This window comes from Paenibacillus sp. CF095 (assembly GCF_900101225.1).
GTDB lineage: Bacteria > Bacillota > Bacilli > Paenibacillales > Paenibacillaceae > Paenibacillus.
Genome location: NZ_FMZN01000001.1, coordinates 3228737 through 3245988 on the forward strand (window position 1 = coordinate 3228737; position 17252 = coordinate 3245988).

The window sequence follows — 17252 nt, forward strand, 5'->3', positions numbered from 1 at the left end:
CAGCCCCTCATCGCAACCACTCCGTTTATTCATCCGCAATGCATAATCGTAACGATCCCGTTTAATCACGGATATGCACGGACATGTGCACAAAATCCCGTATACGGTGCAATAGTCCGCTCCGCAAACCCGCGCCCCGCCTGCGTTTATTTACGCTGCATAAACGCGCCTTATACATCGCATATACATTTCCAGTTAATAACGCGTACAACCCGCGCCGTTATACGGATTATGCCCGTTAGTAGCTGGAAGGTTATGCGGTCATTTCCCGTATGGTCTGTCGGTACTTATGCGGCGGTTATACAGCGTCATTCACCGAGGAGTGAATAACCTTCGTTACGGTGACGTGGTGAATTACGAAGGCGAAACGAAAATTTCCGAAGGGTCACGCGCCAGGAGGTCGCAGTAGATGTAATTGACGTCTTGTCAACCGCAGTACATACGCACTCCATCGCGTTCCTTCATATAATGACGCGCCAAACACACGCCATCTATCCGCTTTACATTCCGCGTCTTGCTTGGTACTCCGCAAGCTTACGGTCCAGCTCTTCGCGGTCAAGCGTAGTTGCATCCGTCTTGGTAACGTCGATCTTCTCCGTAAGCATCTCCGTCATAGTAAGTAGCAACTTCGCGGCGGCTGCGTTCCTGTCTTCGATAGCTGCTTGCGCCATTGCGTCAGTCACTGCCGGTATCCGATCGAGTACATTACGTGTGATCTGTTTCTTTAGCTCACGTTCGAACAGCGGATCTTTCATCCAGTCATACAGCGCCTGGCGACTAACTCCGGCTTCTGTTGCGATCTGCTCCATCGTAAGACCTGCGCGTTTAGGTTGCGCGAGATAACTCAACGTGATAAGGTGATGCGTCTCTAGGCGTTTAAGCGCCATTCATACCGTCTCCTTTACGTGAATAGAACGTGTCTCCTACGCTCAGGCAAGGCGTAAGAGATACCGCGCTATTCTTTTGATATTGCCTACATGGGCCTCTTCTTCGAGTTATCTTCATGTATTAGCACAAACAAAAAAGACAAGCTCAGGCTTTCGCCCTCGCGCTCACATCTTTCGATGATCGCAGCTGCTTGTCAGTACTTTGTATCTTATTTAATTGATAACGCGGATAAAGGTATATAGTTCTATTCGTCCCGCGAAGTTTAGTTTGCGATAGCAAAATCAACTGAGCGGTAATGTTTTGTTTCTCTCTTACATCTTTCTCTTTTACATCTTTCTATCTTTACCGTCTGCCTAGCGCATACTATGGATCGTATGTCTAGCGCATATCACCGGTAGTATGTCTAGCGCCTACTAAGCAACTTTAGCGGTTGTCCGACGCGGCTTGTATACGGAGTGGTCCGGCATTATCACGACGCCGTCCTCGTCTACGATATAGCCATCGTCCGTGATGCGCGGACAGTATGACGGAAAGTACCACTTAAATCGGCGCGTACCTTCGTAATGACTCGCGCTCCGGATAATCCCGTTTGTGTCCAGTATATCCGCAAGCAGCTTAACCCGGTTACGTTCGATCCTAAGCGCGCCCATTATCGCTTCGTACGACAAGAAACATGCGCCGAATCTGTCGTTGTAGGTTCCGTCAGCTCGCGTATGGTTACCGTCAATATACGACTGCAGGAGGAAGTAAAACGCAACGATGTCGCGAATCTCTGGCTTACGCCGGCTGTCCGCAAAAACTACGTCGTATGCCTCGTTTATGATGCGCGGGAATACCTTGCGCACCAACTCACGGTTGTACGTCTCGTAGCCCGTAGAACTGTCGAGTAGCTCGCGTTTGTCGTTCGGAAGGGGCTTGACGATCTCGCTCATGCCGCACCTCCGTGACCGTACAGATTTATGAATTGTCCGCTGTGCGGGATCTGGCGATATTCTCCGTTGTCTAGCTCGGCCTGACCGCTTTCGGAGACCTGCATTATACGTTTGATCGTCTTCTTTTGACCCCAGTAGAGGGGATTAACGTACGATGCTAGCGCCATAAGCTCGCCGGCTTCCTTCTTAGTCTTCGCGTATACTATGATCGTCTCTCCGATGCTATTAATATACGAATAAACTTTATCTGCCGCGGGGCGAACTCGCTTTTCCGCTCTAATATCCACGATAACATCGCGAACCATCTCGCGTAGTTCGTCACGTGAAATACCGAAAACTTTAGCGGGGAACGTTTCGCGCGATATCTCGATCGCGGCTTTTGTGAGAAACTTTTCGTAGCTCTCCGGACTCAATCCGTCCAGCGTTTTGAAATCTACGCGTTTCTTAACGTAAAACTCAATGTGCATCCACAATCGTCTAATATCGGCCATAAGTGCCATCTCCTTAACGTTGGATTAACGTAAGGGCGTGCGGAGTATACCCGCATCGTTCGTAGCCTTAGCGTGGTGGAAAAGTACTCTCCCCTTATTGCCCGTAAAGTAAGGTGTTTTATCGTGTTTTTGTTAGGGGAAATATTTACCCAGAGGGTATACCGCCTGTGATAGCGCGGCATTAGCTTTACTTGAGTGAAATTATGATGTAAAATAAAAATGGGATATTCCGTTTACTTACCCTATATAAGTTCTAAATATACCGTCAATGTGCGACGCTTAATGGACTCCGGGTGTAAACTTTTTTTCTAATCCGCGTTAGTCTCCTTCTCGCAGCATCGTAAGATAGTCCACTAATCTCTTTTGCCCTCTCCCCGGTCATAACATAACAACTATCTTTCGTCAGTCCGTACTTTTCCATCTCACCCGCTACCATATCCTTTTCGGCAGCTTCGACCAATTTACGCAGGAAGTCAGCCTGGCGACCACCTATCCGCTGCCATACGGTCTCTTCCGCAATCTCTGCGCCTAGAACTGTTCCGAGCGGAGTCATAAAATTCGGTTGTACCGTCCGATCTACGCCTCCTTTCCGAAGTCTACGCAATCCATTCCTCTTGGCCTGCGCGTCATAGTAGCGTGTCATCAGCGATTGATTGACGTATTTAACAATTTCCCGATCAGAACGCGTGACATCTACGTATTGGAGAACATGGTATAGCGCCGCCTCCATATCAATCATCACTTCGGATCTGATCTGCGACTCTTCGCGGCGAGCGGCCTCTTCTGTCGGCTCAATCAGCGACAATACACCGCGATACAGACGGTAATTCGCAACCGTTCCGAGTTCGTGGTATGACCGCGTGATCTCATCTTCCGACAAGCGTAACCATTCCAGTAACTCCGGATTAATGTTGTATTTGTAGATGTGTTTCTCCCAGTCTACCGGTTCGAATGGTATTCTAACGCCCATATCTATGTGTAAAATCGAAAGCTGCCGGTTGAGCTCGTCATATGCCCAGCGGATAGGTTCACGAACATACCAAGCGTGCTTAACCGCCTTTTCACGGATCGCACGTATTCGGTACGCTATATATTGGTGAGGATGCGCGAGATCTATGGAGATATCGTTTCCCTCTACGAATCTATAACGCCGCGTTGGATTGCCGAGGAAGTCCGTTTCAACCGCGTCCTTCATAATGCGGGTGACGATCGAAAAGTCTCCGTTTTGCTGATACGCTGTGATTCCGTCTTTTAGATTCATATTGCGCCTCCTTTATAGTAGGAAAAACGAGGCCGCACGATAAAAGTACGGCCGTTATATGGATTATTGGGCTTTAGGGTTTAATATGAGTTTTGGAATTTTCCGTGGCGTCTGAGCTACCGTTGGAAATAACGAAACCACCTGCGCTTGTGGTTTGAGTGGGGATTTACGTTCTGGCTTGACCCCTCCGTAGAAAAACTCGATCAAGGCGTCAATCCCCAAGGGTGTCACCTTCACTCCTAATCTTGAAACACTCTCGTTTTGGAATGCAGGATACACCTTAAAGTAGCTTTCGTATCCTTTTCGCGGTAAAAAGACATCGTCTACTTTCTTTTTAGATAAAATATCATTATCCTGGAGCCATCTGCGCAATCCTACGGCAGACATTCCGCCTAAAAACTGCTTCCCAACTGTTGAGTAGGAAGCGTAACCGTCCGAGTCAAGAAATGCATCATACTTGTCTGCTTTAGGCTGCATTATGGTTAATTGCTCCCCTTGCTCGGTTACCTTTTCCGCAAGCAGCGACCGCTCCGCCTCGATTCGCTCCGTTTCTTCGCGCTCCTGAATCCAACGTTTGGCCCGCGCAATAGGATCGTCGATCGCGTAGGAAGGCGCGGAGAGTTGGCGGAGTTGCTGACGCATGTGGTTGAACTGTGTGATGTATGCTTCTTTAAATCGCGCAGCTTCCTTACCCGTGTATCCCATCGCCAGAAAGGTAAACCCGTCTTGTGTGAGGATGTATTTCGGCCTCTTTTCACCCTTAGTGTCGATATAATCAACGAGTCCAAAATTGGATTCGTTAAATTCTGCACTACAATCAAGCTCTCGAATATCCCTTAGCACTTTAGCATGACCTTTTCCGAACACGTCCGCCACCGTCAGACTATCCGTCAATACCCGGCCGTTATCGATGAATACTAGTTGCTGATTTGCTAACATGTACATCTCTCCCATTCGTTTAGTTTGGTGTTGACGTAGTGCTATATGTTAACGGCGCGATGGCCGATGTTATTGGATATTGCCAATTTTCAAGTTAAGGGTTGACTTTCAGATAGATACGCGATATAATATTATTGCAAGGTGATATGATGGATATATTTTAAGGTAAAAATCATAGTCTAAATCTCAGTATAGCACACTTTTTCAGCTATGCAAGAGGTTTGTCTATTTTTTTTTTGTTTTTATCCTCTCTTTTCATTCAACCTACTACTTCTAGATGTAAGGAGGAAGATTCTGATTAGAAATATTGTGGACAAGCTATTCATATTTGCAAAAGGATCAATCTATTTTATGATAGCTTTTTATGCTTTCTTTCAGTTTGTACTCTCGGGGCGCAACAAAGTTAGTGACGTCATCAATAGTAATTTATTAGTTTACGCAGTTATTGCTGCCTCGCTCGAAGCATTACATAACTTCTTTCTCTTATTCGTACCTCAAAAAGATCAGGATAATTAGTTGGAAATTACGAAACCTAGTCCATCAACTTGCGTATTACTTGGTATAACAACGGAAAAGAGCGCGCCATGCGATAGCCAATCGCCGCTCCCTCCGTTTACACTCGATATATGTGAACGCGCCTGCCTGAACGAGGTTGCCGCCCCGTGACGCGGAATGTTCAAAGGAAAGCCGGAACGTTGGCGCGAACCGGCGAAAGTAAATCAGTGTTAAACGTCTGAATGGCGATCCTTCCGATTGGCGTCAGAAAGTTCAGACTATCCGCATAGCGATCCGCCAGTTAGCGCTGACGGTACGGATAAATAAGAGAATTAGGCGATTGCTTCAACGGTTAAGGGAATTTTCGATACAATGAATCCGAGGTCGGCCGCTTGTTCCAACGTGACATAAACTGTGTTCGCGATGGATCGGCGGTCTATTTTGGTTAGGATGCGGAAGAATGCGCCAGATAACACAACGATCTGTTGGCGACGGCGGTTACTGTTAGGATGGAATGATTCGTCAATGAGCGTAACAATAAAGTTACCGGTGCGATGATCGCGTACATAACCAATTTCAATTACTGTCGTTTTTTCCATGGATGCCCCCTCGGCGTTTTTAGTCCGCGCGACTATTAAGTAGAAAGCAAATACATATCGTTACAGTACGTTGTTACATGATACATGCGGAAGTTCCGCGACCGCCGGACCGGGGCCCGTTGGTTTCGTCCTGCTCCGCTAAAACAGGCGCTCATCAGGCGGCTATACTTGAAATTCGAACAATCCCGTCATTCCCCCGAGTACATCATCCGCCAGCCAATCAAGCGCGGTCCGACTCCGGAGCCTTCCTATAATCCGCGCTGCGATTAATTCCGGATCGCCATCGACGTTCTGCGCAAGGTGAATGCCGCAAGTAGCCGTATCCTCGACGTAATAACGCGTTAGGTGGCCGAGACGGATCGGGATGACGCGGACAAGGAATACGGTGCAGTGCGAGAGATAGATCGCGGTGTTACTGTTTACGAGCCAGGCCGGAGTTATTTCGTGGCTCTCCGCCTTCTCTTCCCAAACGTGTAGGATGAATATTTTATCCACGTGGCTCCCTCCGATCCGAGATGAGTCCATCAAGCTGCAGGTTGAAATCACCGCGGCCAGGCGTGAACAGTAGTATTTGCGTCAGAAAATCGAGCGCATCCATGCCGCGTAGTCTAGTTACGAGTTGGGCCGTGATACCCATTATGTCTCCGCTAACGTCAAGGCCGATCGCCATGCCTCCGCTTTCTCCGTCTATGTACTGGCGCGGCTGCTCCGGATCTTGGTGAACTGAGCGAACCCATAGCGCGCCTGCATCGATGAAGAACAGGTAACGTTCGTTCAGTGCGCATCCTTCGTATTCATAAAATACGTCATCACTGTCAAATGGCCCGATAGCAACGGACGCTAGTTCGAAACGGTCTGGCGCGCAGCTCATGCTACGATCTCCTTCGTGATGATCAGGATTGCGTAAAGAGCACGCAGAAGTTGAATGAACCGACGGCCATACTTTCTTGTTTTAATGTTGTTAGACGTAGTCTGAGTATTATTAACGGTTAGTTGCATCTTGTGTATCTCCTTTTCGGATAAATTTAGATAGTAGTTCGATCGCGCTCATATTGAGGATGTTATCAACGAAATTCAGGTCCTCTATCGTCAGGTCAAAGATTGCGGGCTCGCCGTAAGTTGTAACGTACTCGGTTCCGTCAAAGTTTACGCATTCCATAACTGCGAGACTAAACTCAGTGTCAACGTAAATCGCGTGATGTTCATCTATAAGCGTTCCAGCGTATTCAATCCGCCACGGTCCGTCGACGTCTACGCCTTTGGTTACGATAGTGATCGGCATAATTGCGTACCTCCTTGCGTGAGTGGTGATTCGTTCGGATACATTGTTGCGAGAAAGTTGAAACCCTTGTTTACTTCGTTCGTATTACTCCGTAAGTAATACTATCTGATGCAATAATACTACTCGGGGAGTAGTACGTCAAGCGTTTATCCGAAAAAAGTTTTACGCGCGGAGGATGTTCTATTATAATTGTGTTGTGACTACTCCGAGGAGGCGTATCAGGTGTCTGTAAATCAAATCAAATTTAATTTAAATAAGGTTCTAGATGAGCTCGATGTTAAGCGGAATAAAATAGCTGTGGAGTCAAAAACACGTCCGGCCACGATACTGGATCTTGCGAGTGGAGATACGCGTACTATTAAACTTGAGACAATGGTAGAAATATTGAACGCAATCAACCGCATCGCCAAGGAAAGCGGGAGTACCCGTCAATATGGCATAGAGGCGTTAATCGAATACATACCGATTGCCGAAGAAAATACTGATTAAACGCAAAAAAGGACCGAAACCTCAATCGAGATAGCGGTCCTTTTCGTTATAAAATTTATTCTTAAGAATAAAAATAATGTTGCAACATTAATTCTTAAGAAGTAAAATTGAATTGCCACTTGGATTAGTAAATTATATTTTACAAATTTACAGAGGACAAGAGCGAGTAAAACAACAATTGTTTTTAGGTAACCGCAGTCTTTGGAGAGAGGCGGTTACCTGCCCTTCATAATCATAACTATGAGTACAGCAAACGCTATCATTAGCGTAAGTGCTTCGTATGTTGAAATATATAACACCTCCCTTCAAGATTGAAGGTAGATGTTCCTTTGATTAATGCCTTACATAACACAAATCTCGCTCTTGTCCACTTTCCAGTATACACGCGGATTCAAAATTATGGAATAATAAATATTGAGACACACCGGGCCGTTAACCATACGGCTCTTTTTTGCGTGGTTTTACCGTGGAATCAGCGCGTTAAGGCTTCGATGAGGGGGAGCGTACCCGGACGGGCCAGGCGCGCTAAATGTACGGAAATTTGACGGAGAGAACGCGGAAGAACCGCTAACCCAACGGACGGGCTGCGGTTCATTCTGTAATCAATGAGAACTAATCTATTGAGCACAACTAAATTGTTTCATTACAAGCAGCCAAAAACTTCCTACCATAGTCTGTTAATATATACATGTGCCTAACGAATCTAACTTCGTAGGAATCATCTAAATTTTGTTCTTTTCTTACACTCTCAAAGAACTCCTGCTGTTCTTCTTTCAGATAGTCTTCCAATATGTCATAAAGTTTTACATGGAGTTGGTCAACACGTTCTTCCATTTTATTGAATATACCGAGACCCACAAGATTATGGATATATAAAGTTTCGTTATCAGGGTAATCCAGTTTGGTAATTATCGGAAATGCTGTATAGCTATCCTCAGAAACAACCGATTTTGTGTTATCTCCATTCGTGGAGTATACTAAAAAATCAACAGCCGGGACAACTTTCATGCTTTTTTCATATATTACTTTCAGCAACACAGCCTCATCGTATGACAAACACCCTACACTATTAACGAAACTAGGATGCGCGAGAGTCACAGTATCCTGTGAGGCCCCTTTCAAAAGGAGATTTAAATACATCTCGCTAATATTTGGGTTGCTGGTGTAGGATAATTTTTCAATAATCGATACAGCTAGTTCTAAAGGAATTTCAATCCTCTTTTCGTCCTCAATTTTCGAAAGACCTTCTTCAAGCTTTTTAATATTATTTTCATACATTAAACGTTGTTTTTCATTCCAATATTGAACTCGATATGTAACAGACTTCAAGATTCCCGTCAAGGCTCCGAATACGCTTCCTAAATTCTGAGTAGAAGTCTTAACCAAATCTTTGTAAACCTCACTTTGCACTTCAGGTGATAGGATTGAGATATCAATTAAACTTTTCTTACCTCCGCTACCACTCTCTTCTGACATACATAGTCCCTCCTAAATTATCCCGCATATTTGAACGTACAGACGCCGCGTATATACCTCTCGCCCTTAACCGCAACACTCATCTCCGTAATGTCCTCGATCACTCCGCTGCCAACGAGCTCCGCGCCGATAAATATAACGATAGGCGTGCGGTCCATTTGCGCGGTATAGAATTGGATATCGGAGGTTAGAGGACGCATAAAACGCGGATTAGTTCGCATATAGACGTAGTCCTTTCGCTGTGGGTTACGTATGTACTTCGACAAATTGGTGCAAATTTCCTGCAATTATTTTAAGGTTACAGTGCCAGATTCTAGGTTTGTAGTACAAAAGTAGAGTTCATTTGACTTAGGAATAATAAGAATGTATAATCCAAAAATAAAGATTTCTTTTTAGATATCTTTTAATCTTTCTAATAAATATTCTAAAACGGAGTGTAAATAATGAAAAAACCTACACCTGATTATATAAGAGACGTGGCTGTTTCTATCCTACGTAATTTCGAAATGGGTATAAAGCAGTCAGACCTATGGCGTGAAGTAGAGACATTATTAGTCGACTCTGACTATGTAGTGAATCAGCATACAATTAAAAATGCGTTGTGGGATTTAGAATCGCACAGGGATACTGTTATGAAAGTGAAGAAGTCGTCTAATAACGTTGAGTTATTTCCTAAAAGCGATGATCAAATTGAAGAGTACGATTATGATGAAGCGTGGGAAGAGTCTGTTAATGATAGAGCCAAGGGTTCATTACGCAACCTATCAGGTTTGTTAGCCGCAGTTGAAATCCAAAACTTAAGCATCCGTGCTAAATTAGTTGAAACACAGTCTCTATACATGAATCATTACTCCCCGGAGGCAGTTGAAGCAATAACAAATTTAGAGATAGGACTTGAGATTATGGAAAAAAGCTTCAATAAATTTAAAAGATTAAAAGGAGAATGGAGCACAGATTCACGAAGGATTCTTCCATGAAATCAGTTTATAAGCGCGTTAAAGGAGGTGAATATAAATGAGTACATATGAATCGCTAACGGTTATGCTCAACTTTGGGTCATTAATTCTAACCCTACTTGCCTTTATCATTTCAATTTTAGCTTTTATGAACGCAAAAAAGCGGTAGCTACTCTTGGTCGGGAGGCTACCGCGATCACTATTCAGTAATTATCATAACGCTTACCGTCAACACGCGCAAGGCCCCGGACGCAGTCAATCGAAGCTGCGTCTTTTCGTTGTCTACACCGGAGGCACCGTTACTAAAGGCCCCGTTCCCTCATTCACCCCGAGATACTTCCGCATAACTACGCTCGCATCCGCCGCCATCATCGTCCACCTTATCCTCATTTCCGATTCATAGCCGCGGCATTTATAGCGCGCTGTAACGCCGTCACTATCCGTCAACTCTTCGTAGACCTTGATACCACGCGTCCGAAACTGCTTGCGGATCTCGTAAATGTCTGCGGTGATTTTACGCTGAGCCTCGGCGATCAGATCCGTATAAGGTGCCGGAGTTTTCAGCGTTGTATTAATCAGCGCGGCGTCACGTTCGAATGCGGTCAATACGCGCGGGAGAATGATGTGCGATTTGACTAGCGCGCGGTCTTCGTCGGTGATATCGATCATGTGCGGGGAGGCACCTCCGATATAGTGCGTTTGAATCCGCGAGAGCGGAACGTTTGTTCTTAGTATAGCGCGGGAGGTACGGATTATACAAGCGGGTGAAATCGTTTGACGTCGAACGAAATGGACTATGCGGAAATCCGCGATAAACGGTTGCAGCGATACGCTCCCGTATGATAACCGCGTCGATGACTAGGTGATTCACCGCCCCATCTTGTTAACGAGCGCAAGATTGCGTTGGTTGTTCGTTTTATGGATGTGTATAAGGAGGTGTCCGCAAAGTTCCTGATGTCTCTTAAGGGTATTTACACTGTATACATCCTTTTCACTGCTCAACTTTGAGTGGTCAATCTCACTCACCAACTTTGAGGAGTCAGATGAGGTCGCGTTTCCCGACGTCACCGTTCAAAAGGATACGCACATTTCGCGTACCTCTTAATGAATCCAAAATCGGACGCACCATCGTTAGGTGACTAACTACAACGTAGGGACTCCTGAAAATTAAAGAGTGAACTAAGCTATGCAGTGAGTTCGAATCACCTCACACAAGAATTCTTTGTATCAGGGGGGGTGTGCCCAAAGTTGAGCCTACCCCCATAAACGACAAAAAGCCCGCGAACGGAAACGATATCCGCTGCGGGTTAGCTTTCAACAAACTTCAATTACACAAATATAATACTTGAAGCATTTGACGCACAGGTGTAAAATAAAATAAAGTGTAAATCATGATTGACAATCAGTCTAGAATACAACATTTCAGGCTGTCAGTTAATCGTGGTAAGGTTTCAAATTCGTTAAAACAAAAACAACAGTGCATCAATTAGTAGTCGTCCCCGGCCAAGGATACGACTACTTTTTCTTTATATTTATAAGATTGATAAATGCATTGAACAGATTTACAACAAAAGTCATTGCTACGAAAACTAAAGTTATAATCGCTTCCGTCGTCATAGAGGGTTACACCTCCCTCCTAAAACCTTACCACGATTTAACTATTATATCATTTCCAATGGTTACAGCAACAAAAAAACATATGTTCGTACATCATACTTTTCTTCCGCGAACTCTCATCCGACCTCCCTACGCTAACAGCCGAAATCAACGCTTACAAACGCGTGGCGGGCGAAGCGATATTCGAGATAGGACGGCGATTAAAAGGAGTTAGGGATGAGCCAGATAAGTACAGGCTTCTGGACTATCGAGATTGGGAGCGGTGGTGTGAGAAAGAGGTCGAGATGTCGAGGCGTTCGGCCAATCGGCTCATTCAGGCATTCGAAGAGTTGGGGACGATGTCGTCCCATATTTCTCCCGGAAAAATATTCGAGATCATCCAACTTCCATCCGATGTTGACCGAAACGAATTCATCACATCGTCGCACACAATTCCGTCATCCGGCACGACCAAAACGGTCGACGAAATGACCGTCCGTGAGCTGCGCGAAGTTAAAGCCGCACTCAAAGCGGAAAGAGAAGCGCGGGAGGAAGCAGAGCGCCAACGGAGTAAAGCGGAGTCCGACTACGAAACCGTCCGCGATACTCTAGAATCTATGCGCGATCAGCCTCCGCAAGTTGAGTATGTGTACGTGGAGAATGCGGAGAGTGATCCGTATTTCCGCCGCGCAGCACAACATGTAATATAGTGCAAATAAATATTACCAATTCGAGGTACCGCGCAACCATACAAATTAGGCTATTGACATTCTCGTCGTCGTGTGTATAATAAAGATCTTTTTAAGACTTTAAAGATTTAAGATCTTTTACTCAGTTATTCACTACGTTCATAACTTCGTACGCCCCGATAACAAGTGATCGTGTCGTAACAATGGGTATCACATAGGGAATTGCGCGGCAAAACTAAAGAAAAAGACAATACGATACGCCTCGCCGCCCCTCACACCGAACCCTCCGAATCGCCGCCGTGAAATCTCCGTAAAATCACCGTGGATTTAGCCGTTCAAATAGCGCGTGAGAGTATTCGTCAGGGTCAGCGTTTAAATACGCTAATTTCACGTGAATTTTACGGGAAGCGCAAAGGAGCGCAAATTCTGAAGCGTAGAGTAGCCACTGGAAATAACGAAGGAGAAACGTATGTATAATAGTGCAAATACAAAAAAACCGGACGGCTATGGTGAGCTATCCGGTCTAAAGTTTTGTGCGTATCTCTATTTGAACTTAACAGTCTTTCCCTTCTTACTCTTACCTCCACGGAGAATTCCGGACAAAGGATTCACCCTCTCGTGCTGTTCTTTAATGTGGACAGCCGCGTATTTTACGTATTTTTCTGTTGTCGCGACCGAAGTGTGCCCCAAAATACGCATCAACGCAATTGGATCACCGCCCTGACGTAAGTATTTAACGCTAAAATAATGCCGGAAAGTATGCGGAGATACCCGAGGACCTGTCACGCCGACGCGCTTTGCATAAAGCTTAAGCATCTTAGCGAAAGTGTCTCCGAAATAACGCTCACCGAATTGCGTAAGGAACAGGTAATCGTCATCCTCGATATTCATGCTGGTGCGGAGTTTAAAAAGTGCGGCTGTAGTTTCGTCTGATATCGGTACAACCCGGGTAGTAGCCGTTTTAACGTTGCCCGCGTCAATATAAATATGCTTGTTCGTGAATTCAACGTCCTTTACGCGAATACCCGTCAACTCCCTCACGCGAAGCCCAGTATCACACAATACGAGAATCATACAGTAATCGCGGAATCCGGAGTAAACTTTTTGATTAGGCGCGGTCAGCAGGAGTCTAACGTCATCATCCGTAAATATATCGAACGTATCCTTAGCCTCTCGCTGATAGTTCATTCCTTCCATAGGTGAATAAGATATGCGACGCTCACTCAGCAAGTAATTGAAGAATATGCGCAAGTTACGAATATTATTGTTAACTGTACGCGGTGATAAGCCGGCACCCTGTGTTGGACTCGTCGGATGATCGTCCCAACGTTTCTTTTCGTACGTCAGATACTCGATGTAGGAGCGGATTAGATCGCGAGTGATACCAACTGCACCAGATAACTCGTACCATTTCGCAAATTGCTCTAGGCTGCCCTCGTACGCGGAGATAGTCCGCGGTGAGCGCCGCTCAACTCTCTTTACATACAAAAAATCTAAGATCATGTTGTTGAGATTGATTTTAATCGGCTTTTCCTTTTTACTGATAAATTTGAATTGTACCATCTTTATGATAACCTCCTCTAGTTCAAAAGTAATTATGGAACCAAAGAAGGAAAATGTAAAAATATCTCTCCGAAGAGAAAGACAATAGGATTACCGTTTAATCTTTCGTGGCTTCTCCAGCTTACCAATAACCGCGTTTAATGGAGAGAACTCATCGTGATTCTTTTTCACGTTCTTGTCAGACAGGTGAGTATAGTGTGCAGTCATCCGGCCATCGGCGTGTCCGAGAATAACCTGTAGATGACGCTGTGACCCACCCTCCTCAAGAAACAACGTCGCCCCAGAGTGCCTCAACAAATGTGGGTACACGCGCTTCTCTATACCCGCACGATCCGCGTATTTCTTCAATTGGTGACGGAAGTGATTCGGAACCAACCGTTCCCCGTAATTATTAAGGAATATATATTCACTTCCAAACTCCGTTGATTCGCGGATTAACTCTTGCATCAGCTTAGCAGTTCGTTTTGTGATCGGCACAATTCGAGGCTTACGCGTCTTGGTCACTTCCCGTCGTAAAGTTGCACAACATGCGGTGAAGTCTACGTCAGTCTTGCGTAATGTTAACGCCTCGTCTACACGTAACATCCCGTCAATCAGGAGATTTATGACTACGAAATCACGGAAGTCGCTGTATTTGCGCTGGTTTGGCGCTTTGAGGAGGTCGTTCATTTCCTCCGCCGTAAGCACCTCAATATCTTTCCCAATGTCCTGTACGTTCTTTAAATACGTAAACGGGTCTGCTTCAATTACTTCCTCTTCTTTTAGAAACTTAAACATCGTCTTCATATTCTTAATGCGCGTGTTAATTGATTTCGGAAGCAGCCCCACAGTGCGAACAGATTCCGGAACGTTACAGTTATCACTAAATCTCCGCTTTTCATCGCGTAACCAAATTATGTAATCACGCCCTACTTCAACGTTGATATTCCGGATGTCACGAATGATCTTACGCTCGTCCAGAAATTCGCAAAAGTAATTGTAATTCTGTACGTATGTCTTTAGTGTATTCTCCGCTCGACCTTCCGACTTCTTCGCCTGGTAGTAATAATCGAACAAGTAGTCTAACGAATGTTGTAAGCGCGTAGATGTGCGTTCACTCTTAATTGTTCTTCCTTTTCGTTTATCCATTCAATACCGTCTCCTTTGATAATAAGTACGGTAAGAAAACGAGGGATTAGAAGCGTATATCTGCGATGCGTGGAGCGCATATCTGCGAGGTGTCCACGATAACAGTCAACGTCTAGACAAACGAAAAAACCCGCTATATTAGCGGATTTTCTACGAGTATGGAGCCTAGGGGGATCGAACCCCTGACCTCATCGCTGCCAGCGATGCGCTCTCCCAGCTGAGCTAAGGCCCCAGGATATGAAATAGATAACTTGTCCAACACTGCTACGTTCCACAGGCGACTCCTATATCATATAAAATCCAGCTTTCGCTGTCAATCACTTTTTCATGATCCAAAGTGTTTGGAGAAGAACAACCGATTTCACTGGCACATACGGACTGGAACTCCAGACTGCTCTTCTCCCTTTACCCACTTCACTAATCCTCCAGATCGTCTTTGGACAACAGGGATTTCAGTTCTTTCATGAACATATTGATATCTTTGAACTGGCGGTATACCGACGCAAAACGGACATACGCCACTTCATCGACCGGAAACAATTGTTCCATCAATAGCTCGCCAATCTGGCGACTCTCAACTTCAGCATCAGCTGTATTACGCAGAGATTTCTCCACTTCAGATACCATCATTTCCAGGGTCTCTACGGAGACTGGACGTTTCTCACAGGCACGAATAAGCCCGCGGAGAATTTTATCCCGGCTGAACTCTTCACGACTGCCATCTTTCTTAATAACAATCAGTGGAGTCTCTTCAATCATCTCAAACGTTGTAAATCTTCGGGCACACTGCTCACACTCACGGCGACGACGAATGGATTTTGCTTCGTTGGCCGGACGCGAATCAAGCACTTTGGTACCCATATAACCGCAATAAGGACACTTCAAATCAGATCACTTCCCACGTTTTACTTTTTACCACATATTCCCTGTACTGATTTTGTAATGAAAAACGCATTGCCGACACATAATACTTTTACCAACCCGCGAGGAGGTGAACAGCAATGGCACAAAGCAACGGTAACTCCAACAACCTGGTGGTAACTAGAGCTTCCGCAGCCCTCGAACAACTGAAATACGAAGTTGCTCAAGAACTCGGAATCAGCATCCCACAAGACGGATACCAAGGTAACATGACTTCTTACGAGAACGGTTCGATCGGTGGATACATCACGAAGCGTCTGGTAACAATTGCAGAACAGCAATTGGCAGGTCAATACCAATAATATCTGCATCGTAATACGCTACAAGAGGAGCATGGAGCGGCCGGTGAATAACCGGCCTGCTCTGTGCTTCTACTTATATACTTAGAACGTATTATAGATCTTTACATACTGATTATAATAGTAAATGACTCTTTGTACATAGTGACGCGTTTCACCAAACGGAATATCTTTCACCGTATCAAACGAGCCATCCCATACACCATCTCTAAGCCAACTGTTCACTTTGCCTGGACCCGCATTATAGGCAGCGATCATAACTGCTTCATTGCCATCGAATTGATCGGACAGATTTCGCAGATACCATGTACCTAACTGAATATTGCGTTCAGGCTCGTGCTTTAATTCCTCCAGCGAAGTGTCGGGAATTTTGGCTTGTTCCAGTATCCAGTTGGCCGTGTCTGGCATCAGTTGCATGAGCCCAATGGCTCCTCGTTTGGATTCCTTGCTTGTCTTGAAATTGGTCTCCACCTTGATAATGGAAGCAATCAGAAACGGATCAACCTCATAGCTCTGAGATTGGGTACGAATCTCTTCCTTATAATGAATGGGATAGAACCATGCCATCCAGTTTGTATTCAGAAATAATACCAGTACAAAGGACACAAACATCAACAGCAGTACACGTTTCTTGCGTAATACTCTCATAACAAACCCTTACGCTGTAGATATGAGTCAATTTGCTGCTCCGTCGCAGACCATAAGCCGCTGTTATCAATGACAATGTCTGCCAGCTGTTTTTTGCGCTCAATATCCATCTGAACATCCATTCGTGCCTCAGCCTGTGCTGCAGTCATTCCATCCCGACTCATCAAGCGATCTCGTTGGATCGACCTTGGAACATATACAACCATGACTTCCTCGAAACCATCTTCCAGACCTGATTCATAGAGCAAAGGAATATCTGACACCACAAGTTTATCCGGATGTTGCAATTCGTATGCAGCAGCCCGTTCGCGCATCTCTCTTCGAATCGCCGGATGTGTAATAGCCTCCAGTGCCTTTCGTTCCTCTGGTTGTTGAAAAACAATGCTTCCGAGCTTTTTCCGATCCAGTGTTCCATCTTCGTTCAGTATGGCTTGTCCAAACCGCTTAACAGCGGCGGCCAACACGGGATGCCCGGGCATCATAACTTCCCGGGCAATAACGTCTGCATCGATGAGCAACGCTCCCTTACTGGCGAGATAGGCGGAAACACTGCTTTTGCCTGTCGCGATCCCGCCGGTTAAGCCTATATTCATCGTTTCA

23 protein-coding genes and 1 tRNA gene are annotated in these 17252 nt (G+C 45.3%); 5 read left to right on the plus strand and 19 right to left on the minus strand.

The annotated features are described in order from the left end of the window. Positions 1-500: 500 nt before the first annotated feature. From BLS69_RS14020 to BLS69_RS14065, 9 genes are all read right to left on the minus strand, one after another. A complete protein-coding gene (locus BLS69_RS14020; RefSeq protein WP_091032463.1) occupies positions 501-887 on the minus strand; it encodes a phBC6A51 family helix-turn-helix protein in 387 nt (128 codons plus the stop codon). A gap of 414 nt (positions 888-1301) precedes the next feature. Then, positions 1302-1820: a hypothetical protein gene (locus BLS69_RS14025; protein WP_091032466.1), complete on the minus strand. Its 519-nt coding sequence runs from the start codon at positions 1818-1820 to the stop codon at positions 1302-1304. Further along, complete coding sequence (locus tag BLS69_RS14030) at positions 1817-2311, minus strand: hypothetical protein (protein WP_091032469.1); 495 nt, start codon at positions 2309-2311, stop codon at positions 1817-1819. The genes BLS69_RS14025 and BLS69_RS14030 overlap by 4 nt, the downstream gene beginning before the upstream one ends. 265 nt (positions 2312-2576) lie before the next feature. Then, on the minus strand, positions 2577-3572 hold the full coding sequence (locus BLS69_RS14035) for a hypothetical protein (RefSeq protein WP_091032472.1): 996 nt from the start codon (positions 3570-3572) through the stop codon (positions 2577-2579). Between the two features lie 63 nt (positions 3573-3635). Beyond that, positions 3636-4511 (minus strand): Rha family transcriptional regulator, encoded by an 876-nt coding sequence (locus BLS69_RS14040; RefSeq protein ID WP_091032475.1) that lies wholly within the window; start codon positions 4509-4511, stop codon positions 3636-3638. A gap of 827 nt (positions 4512-5338) precedes the next feature. After that, entirely contained in the window at positions 5339-5605 is a 267-nt protein-coding gene (locus tag BLS69_RS14050; protein ID WP_091032481.1) for a hypothetical protein, read from the minus strand. Positions 5606-5767: 162 nt separating this feature from the next. Further along, positions 5768-6100: a hypothetical protein gene (locus BLS69_RS14055; protein ID WP_091032483.1), complete on the minus strand. Its 333-nt coding sequence runs from the start codon at positions 6098-6100 to the stop codon at positions 5768-5770. Beyond that, positions 6093-6476, minus strand: a complete 384-nt coding sequence (locus BLS69_RS14060; protein ID WP_091032486.1) for a hypothetical protein — start codon at positions 6474-6476, stop codon at positions 6093-6095. Before BLS69_RS14060 ends, BLS69_RS14055 begins: the two co-directional genes overlap by 8 nt. Before the next feature lie 111 nt (positions 6477-6587). Further along, positions 6588-6887, minus strand: a complete 300-nt coding sequence (locus tag BLS69_RS14065) for a hypothetical protein (protein ID WP_091032489.1) — start codon at positions 6885-6887, stop codon at positions 6588-6590. Between the two features lie 222 nt (positions 6888-7109). On the opposite strand from BLS69_RS14065, the gene BLS69_RS14070 reads away from it, so the two are divergent. After that, a complete protein-coding gene (locus BLS69_RS14070) occupies positions 7110-7376 on the plus strand; it encodes an XRE family transcriptional regulator (protein WP_091032492.1) in 267 nt (88 codons plus the stop codon). A 215-nt stretch (positions 7377-7591) separates the two neighbouring features. Here BLS69_RS14070 and BLS69_RS32945 read toward each other — a convergent pair whose 3' ends face one another. From BLS69_RS32945 to BLS69_RS14080, 3 genes are all read right to left on the minus strand, one after another. Then, positions 7592-7675 carry a putative holin-like toxin gene (locus BLS69_RS32945; RefSeq protein WP_371129078.1) on the minus strand — a complete coding sequence of 28 codons (84 nt, stop codon included), beginning with the start codon at positions 7673-7675 and terminating at the stop codon, positions 7592-7594. Positions 7676-8006: 331 nt separating this feature from the next. Then, positions 8007-8852 carry a DUF4393 domain-containing protein gene (locus BLS69_RS14075; RefSeq protein WP_091032494.1) on the minus strand — a complete coding sequence of 282 codons (846 nt, stop codon included), beginning with the start codon at positions 8850-8852 and terminating at the stop codon, positions 8007-8009. 17 nt (positions 8853-8869) lie between these two features. Then, positions 8870-9073 carry a hypothetical protein gene (locus BLS69_RS14080; RefSeq protein ID WP_256332298.1) on the minus strand — a complete coding sequence of 68 codons (204 nt, stop codon included), beginning with the start codon at positions 9071-9073 and terminating at the stop codon, positions 8870-8872. Positions 9074-9295: 222 nt separating this feature from the next. Between BLS69_RS14080 and BLS69_RS14085 the strand changes: the two genes are divergently transcribed. Together BLS69_RS14085 and BLS69_RS32560 are read left to right on the plus strand one after the other, a co-directional pair. Beyond that, positions 9296-9829 (plus strand): hypothetical protein, encoded by a 534-nt coding sequence (locus BLS69_RS14085; protein ID WP_091032497.1) that lies wholly within the window; start codon positions 9296-9298, stop codon positions 9827-9829. A 37-nt stretch (positions 9830-9866) separates the two neighbouring features. After that, positions 9867-9977: a putative holin-like toxin gene (locus BLS69_RS32560; RefSeq protein WP_143023579.1), complete on the plus strand. Its 111-nt coding sequence runs from the start codon at positions 9867-9869 to the stop codon at positions 9975-9977. 113 nt (positions 9978-10090) lie between these two features. Here the strand turns inward: BLS69_RS32560 and BLS69_RS14090 are convergent, their stop codons facing one another. Then, entirely contained in the window at positions 10091-10477 is a 387-nt protein-coding gene (locus BLS69_RS14090) for a YhjD family protein (RefSeq protein ID WP_091032500.1), read from the minus strand. A gap of 1094 nt (positions 10478-11571) precedes the next feature. Here BLS69_RS14090 and BLS69_RS14095 point away from each other — a divergent pair. Further along, positions 11572-12114 carry a DUF3102 domain-containing protein gene (locus tag BLS69_RS14095; RefSeq protein WP_256332349.1) on the plus strand — a complete coding sequence of 181 codons (543 nt, stop codon included), beginning with the start codon at positions 11572-11574 and terminating at the stop codon, positions 12112-12114. 522 nt (positions 12115-12636) lie between these two features. On the opposite strand, the gene BLS69_RS14100 is transcribed toward BLS69_RS14095, so the two are convergent. The 4 genes from BLS69_RS14100 to nrdR all read right to left on the minus strand — a co-directional run bounded on the left by BLS69_RS14100 (position 12637) and on the right by nrdR (position 15669). Continuing rightward, positions 12637-13656 (minus strand): tyrosine-type recombinase/integrase, encoded by a 1020-nt coding sequence (locus BLS69_RS14100; RefSeq protein ID WP_091032505.1) that lies wholly within the window; start codon positions 13654-13656, stop codon positions 12637-12639. A 90-nt stretch (positions 13657-13746) separates the two neighbouring features. Further along, positions 13747-14784, minus strand: a complete 1038-nt coding sequence (locus BLS69_RS14105; protein WP_091032509.1) for a tyrosine-type recombinase/integrase — start codon at positions 14782-14784, stop codon at positions 13747-13749. Between the two features lie 159 nt (positions 14785-14943). Beyond that, a tRNA-Ala gene (locus tag BLS69_RS14110) sits at positions 14944-15016 on the minus strand. A 185-nt stretch (positions 15017-15201) separates the two neighbouring features. After that, positions 15202-15669: a transcriptional regulator NrdR gene (gene nrdR, locus BLS69_RS14115; protein WP_036609807.1), complete on the minus strand. Its 468-nt coding sequence runs from the start codon at positions 15667-15669 to the stop codon at positions 15202-15204. 116 nt (positions 15670-15785) lie between these two features. Here nrdR and BLS69_RS14120 point away from each other — a divergent pair, with 116 nt between their 5' ends. Next, positions 15786-16007: an alpha/beta-type small acid-soluble spore protein gene (locus tag BLS69_RS14120; protein ID WP_091032511.1), complete on the plus strand. Its 222-nt coding sequence runs from the start codon at positions 15786-15788 to the stop codon at positions 16005-16007. A gap of 81 nt (positions 16008-16088) precedes the next feature. On the opposite strand, the gene BLS69_RS14125 is transcribed toward BLS69_RS14120, so the two are convergent. Further along, complete coding sequence (locus BLS69_RS14125) at positions 16089-16652, minus strand: lytic transglycosylase domain-containing protein (RefSeq protein ID WP_091032514.1); 564 nt, start codon at positions 16650-16652, stop codon at positions 16089-16091. Further along, positions 16649-17245 (minus strand): dephospho-CoA kinase, encoded by a 597-nt coding sequence (coaE, locus tag BLS69_RS14130; RefSeq protein WP_091032517.1) that lies wholly within the window; start codon positions 17243-17245, stop codon positions 16649-16651. The genes BLS69_RS14125 and coaE overlap by 4 nt, the downstream gene beginning before the upstream one ends. Positions 17246-17252 lie beyond the last annotated feature (7 nt).

Bases quoted from the DNA above. Each gene is read 5' to 3' on its own strand.
- coaE (WP_091032517.1), bottom strand. From the start codon at position 17,245: ATGAATATAGGCTTAACCGGCGGGATCGCGACAGGCAAAAGCAGTGTT.
- BLS69_RS32560 (WP_143023579.1), top strand. From the start codon at position 9,867: ATGAGTACATATGAATCGCTAACGGTTATGCTCAACTTTGGGTCATTA.
- BLS69_RS14030 (WP_091032469.1), bottom strand. From the start codon at position 2,311: ATGGCCGATATTAGACGATTGTGGATGCACATTGAGTTTTACGTTAAG.
- BLS69_RS14065 (WP_091032489.1), bottom strand. From the start codon at position 6,887: ATGCCGATCACTATCGTAACCAAAGGCGTAGACGTCGACGGACCGTGG.
- BLS69_RS14125 (WP_091032514.1), bottom strand. From the start codon at position 16,652: ATGAGAGTATTACGCAAGAAACGTGTACTGCTGTTGATGTTTGTGTCC.
- BLS69_RS14085 (WP_091032497.1), top strand. From the start codon at position 9,296: ATGAAAAAACCTACACCTGATTATATAAGAGACGTGGCTGTTTCTATC.
- BLS69_RS14105 (WP_091032509.1), bottom strand. From the start codon at position 14,784: ATGGATAAACGAAAAGGAAGAACAATTAAGAGTGAACGCACATCTACG.
- BLS69_RS14060 (WP_091032486.1), bottom strand. From the start codon at position 6,476: ATGAGCTGCGCGCCAGACCGTTTCGAACTAGCGTCCGTTGCTATCGGG.
- BLS69_RS14020 (WP_091032463.1), bottom strand. From the start codon at position 887: ATGGCGCTTAAACGCCTAGAGACGCATCACCTTATCACGTTGAGTTAT.
- BLS69_RS14040 (WP_091032475.1), bottom strand. From the start codon at position 4,511: ATGTTAGCAAATCAGCAACTAGTATTCATCGATAACGGCCGGGTATTG.
- BLS69_RS14035 (WP_091032472.1), bottom strand. From the start codon at position 3,572: ATGAATCTAAAAGACGGAATCACAGCGTATCAGCAAAACGGAGACTTT.
- BLS69_RS14075 (WP_091032494.1), bottom strand. From the start codon at position 8,852: ATGTCAGAAGAGAGTGGTAGCGGAGGTAAGAAAAGTTTAATTGATATC.
- BLS69_RS14090 (WP_091032500.1), bottom strand. From the start codon at position 10,477: ATGATCGATATCACCGACGAAGACCGCGCGCTAGTCAAATCGCACATC.
- BLS69_RS14050 (WP_091032481.1), bottom strand. From the start codon at position 5,605: ATGGAAAAAACGACAGTAATTGAAATTGGTTATGTACGCGATCATCGC.
- BLS69_RS14080 (WP_256332298.1), bottom strand. From the start codon at position 9,073: ATGCGAACTAATCCGCGTTTTATGCGTCCTCTAACCTCCGATATCCAA.
- BLS69_RS14120 (WP_091032511.1), top strand. From the start codon at position 15,786: ATGGCACAAAGCAACGGTAACTCCAACAACCTGGTGGTAACTAGAGCT.
- BLS69_RS14025 (WP_091032466.1), bottom strand. From the start codon at position 1,820: ATGAGCGAGATCGTCAAGCCCCTTCCGAACGACAAACGCGAGCTACTC.
- BLS69_RS14100 (WP_091032505.1), bottom strand. From the start codon at position 13,656: ATGGTACAATTCAAATTTATCAGTAAAAAGGAAAAGCCGATTAAAATC.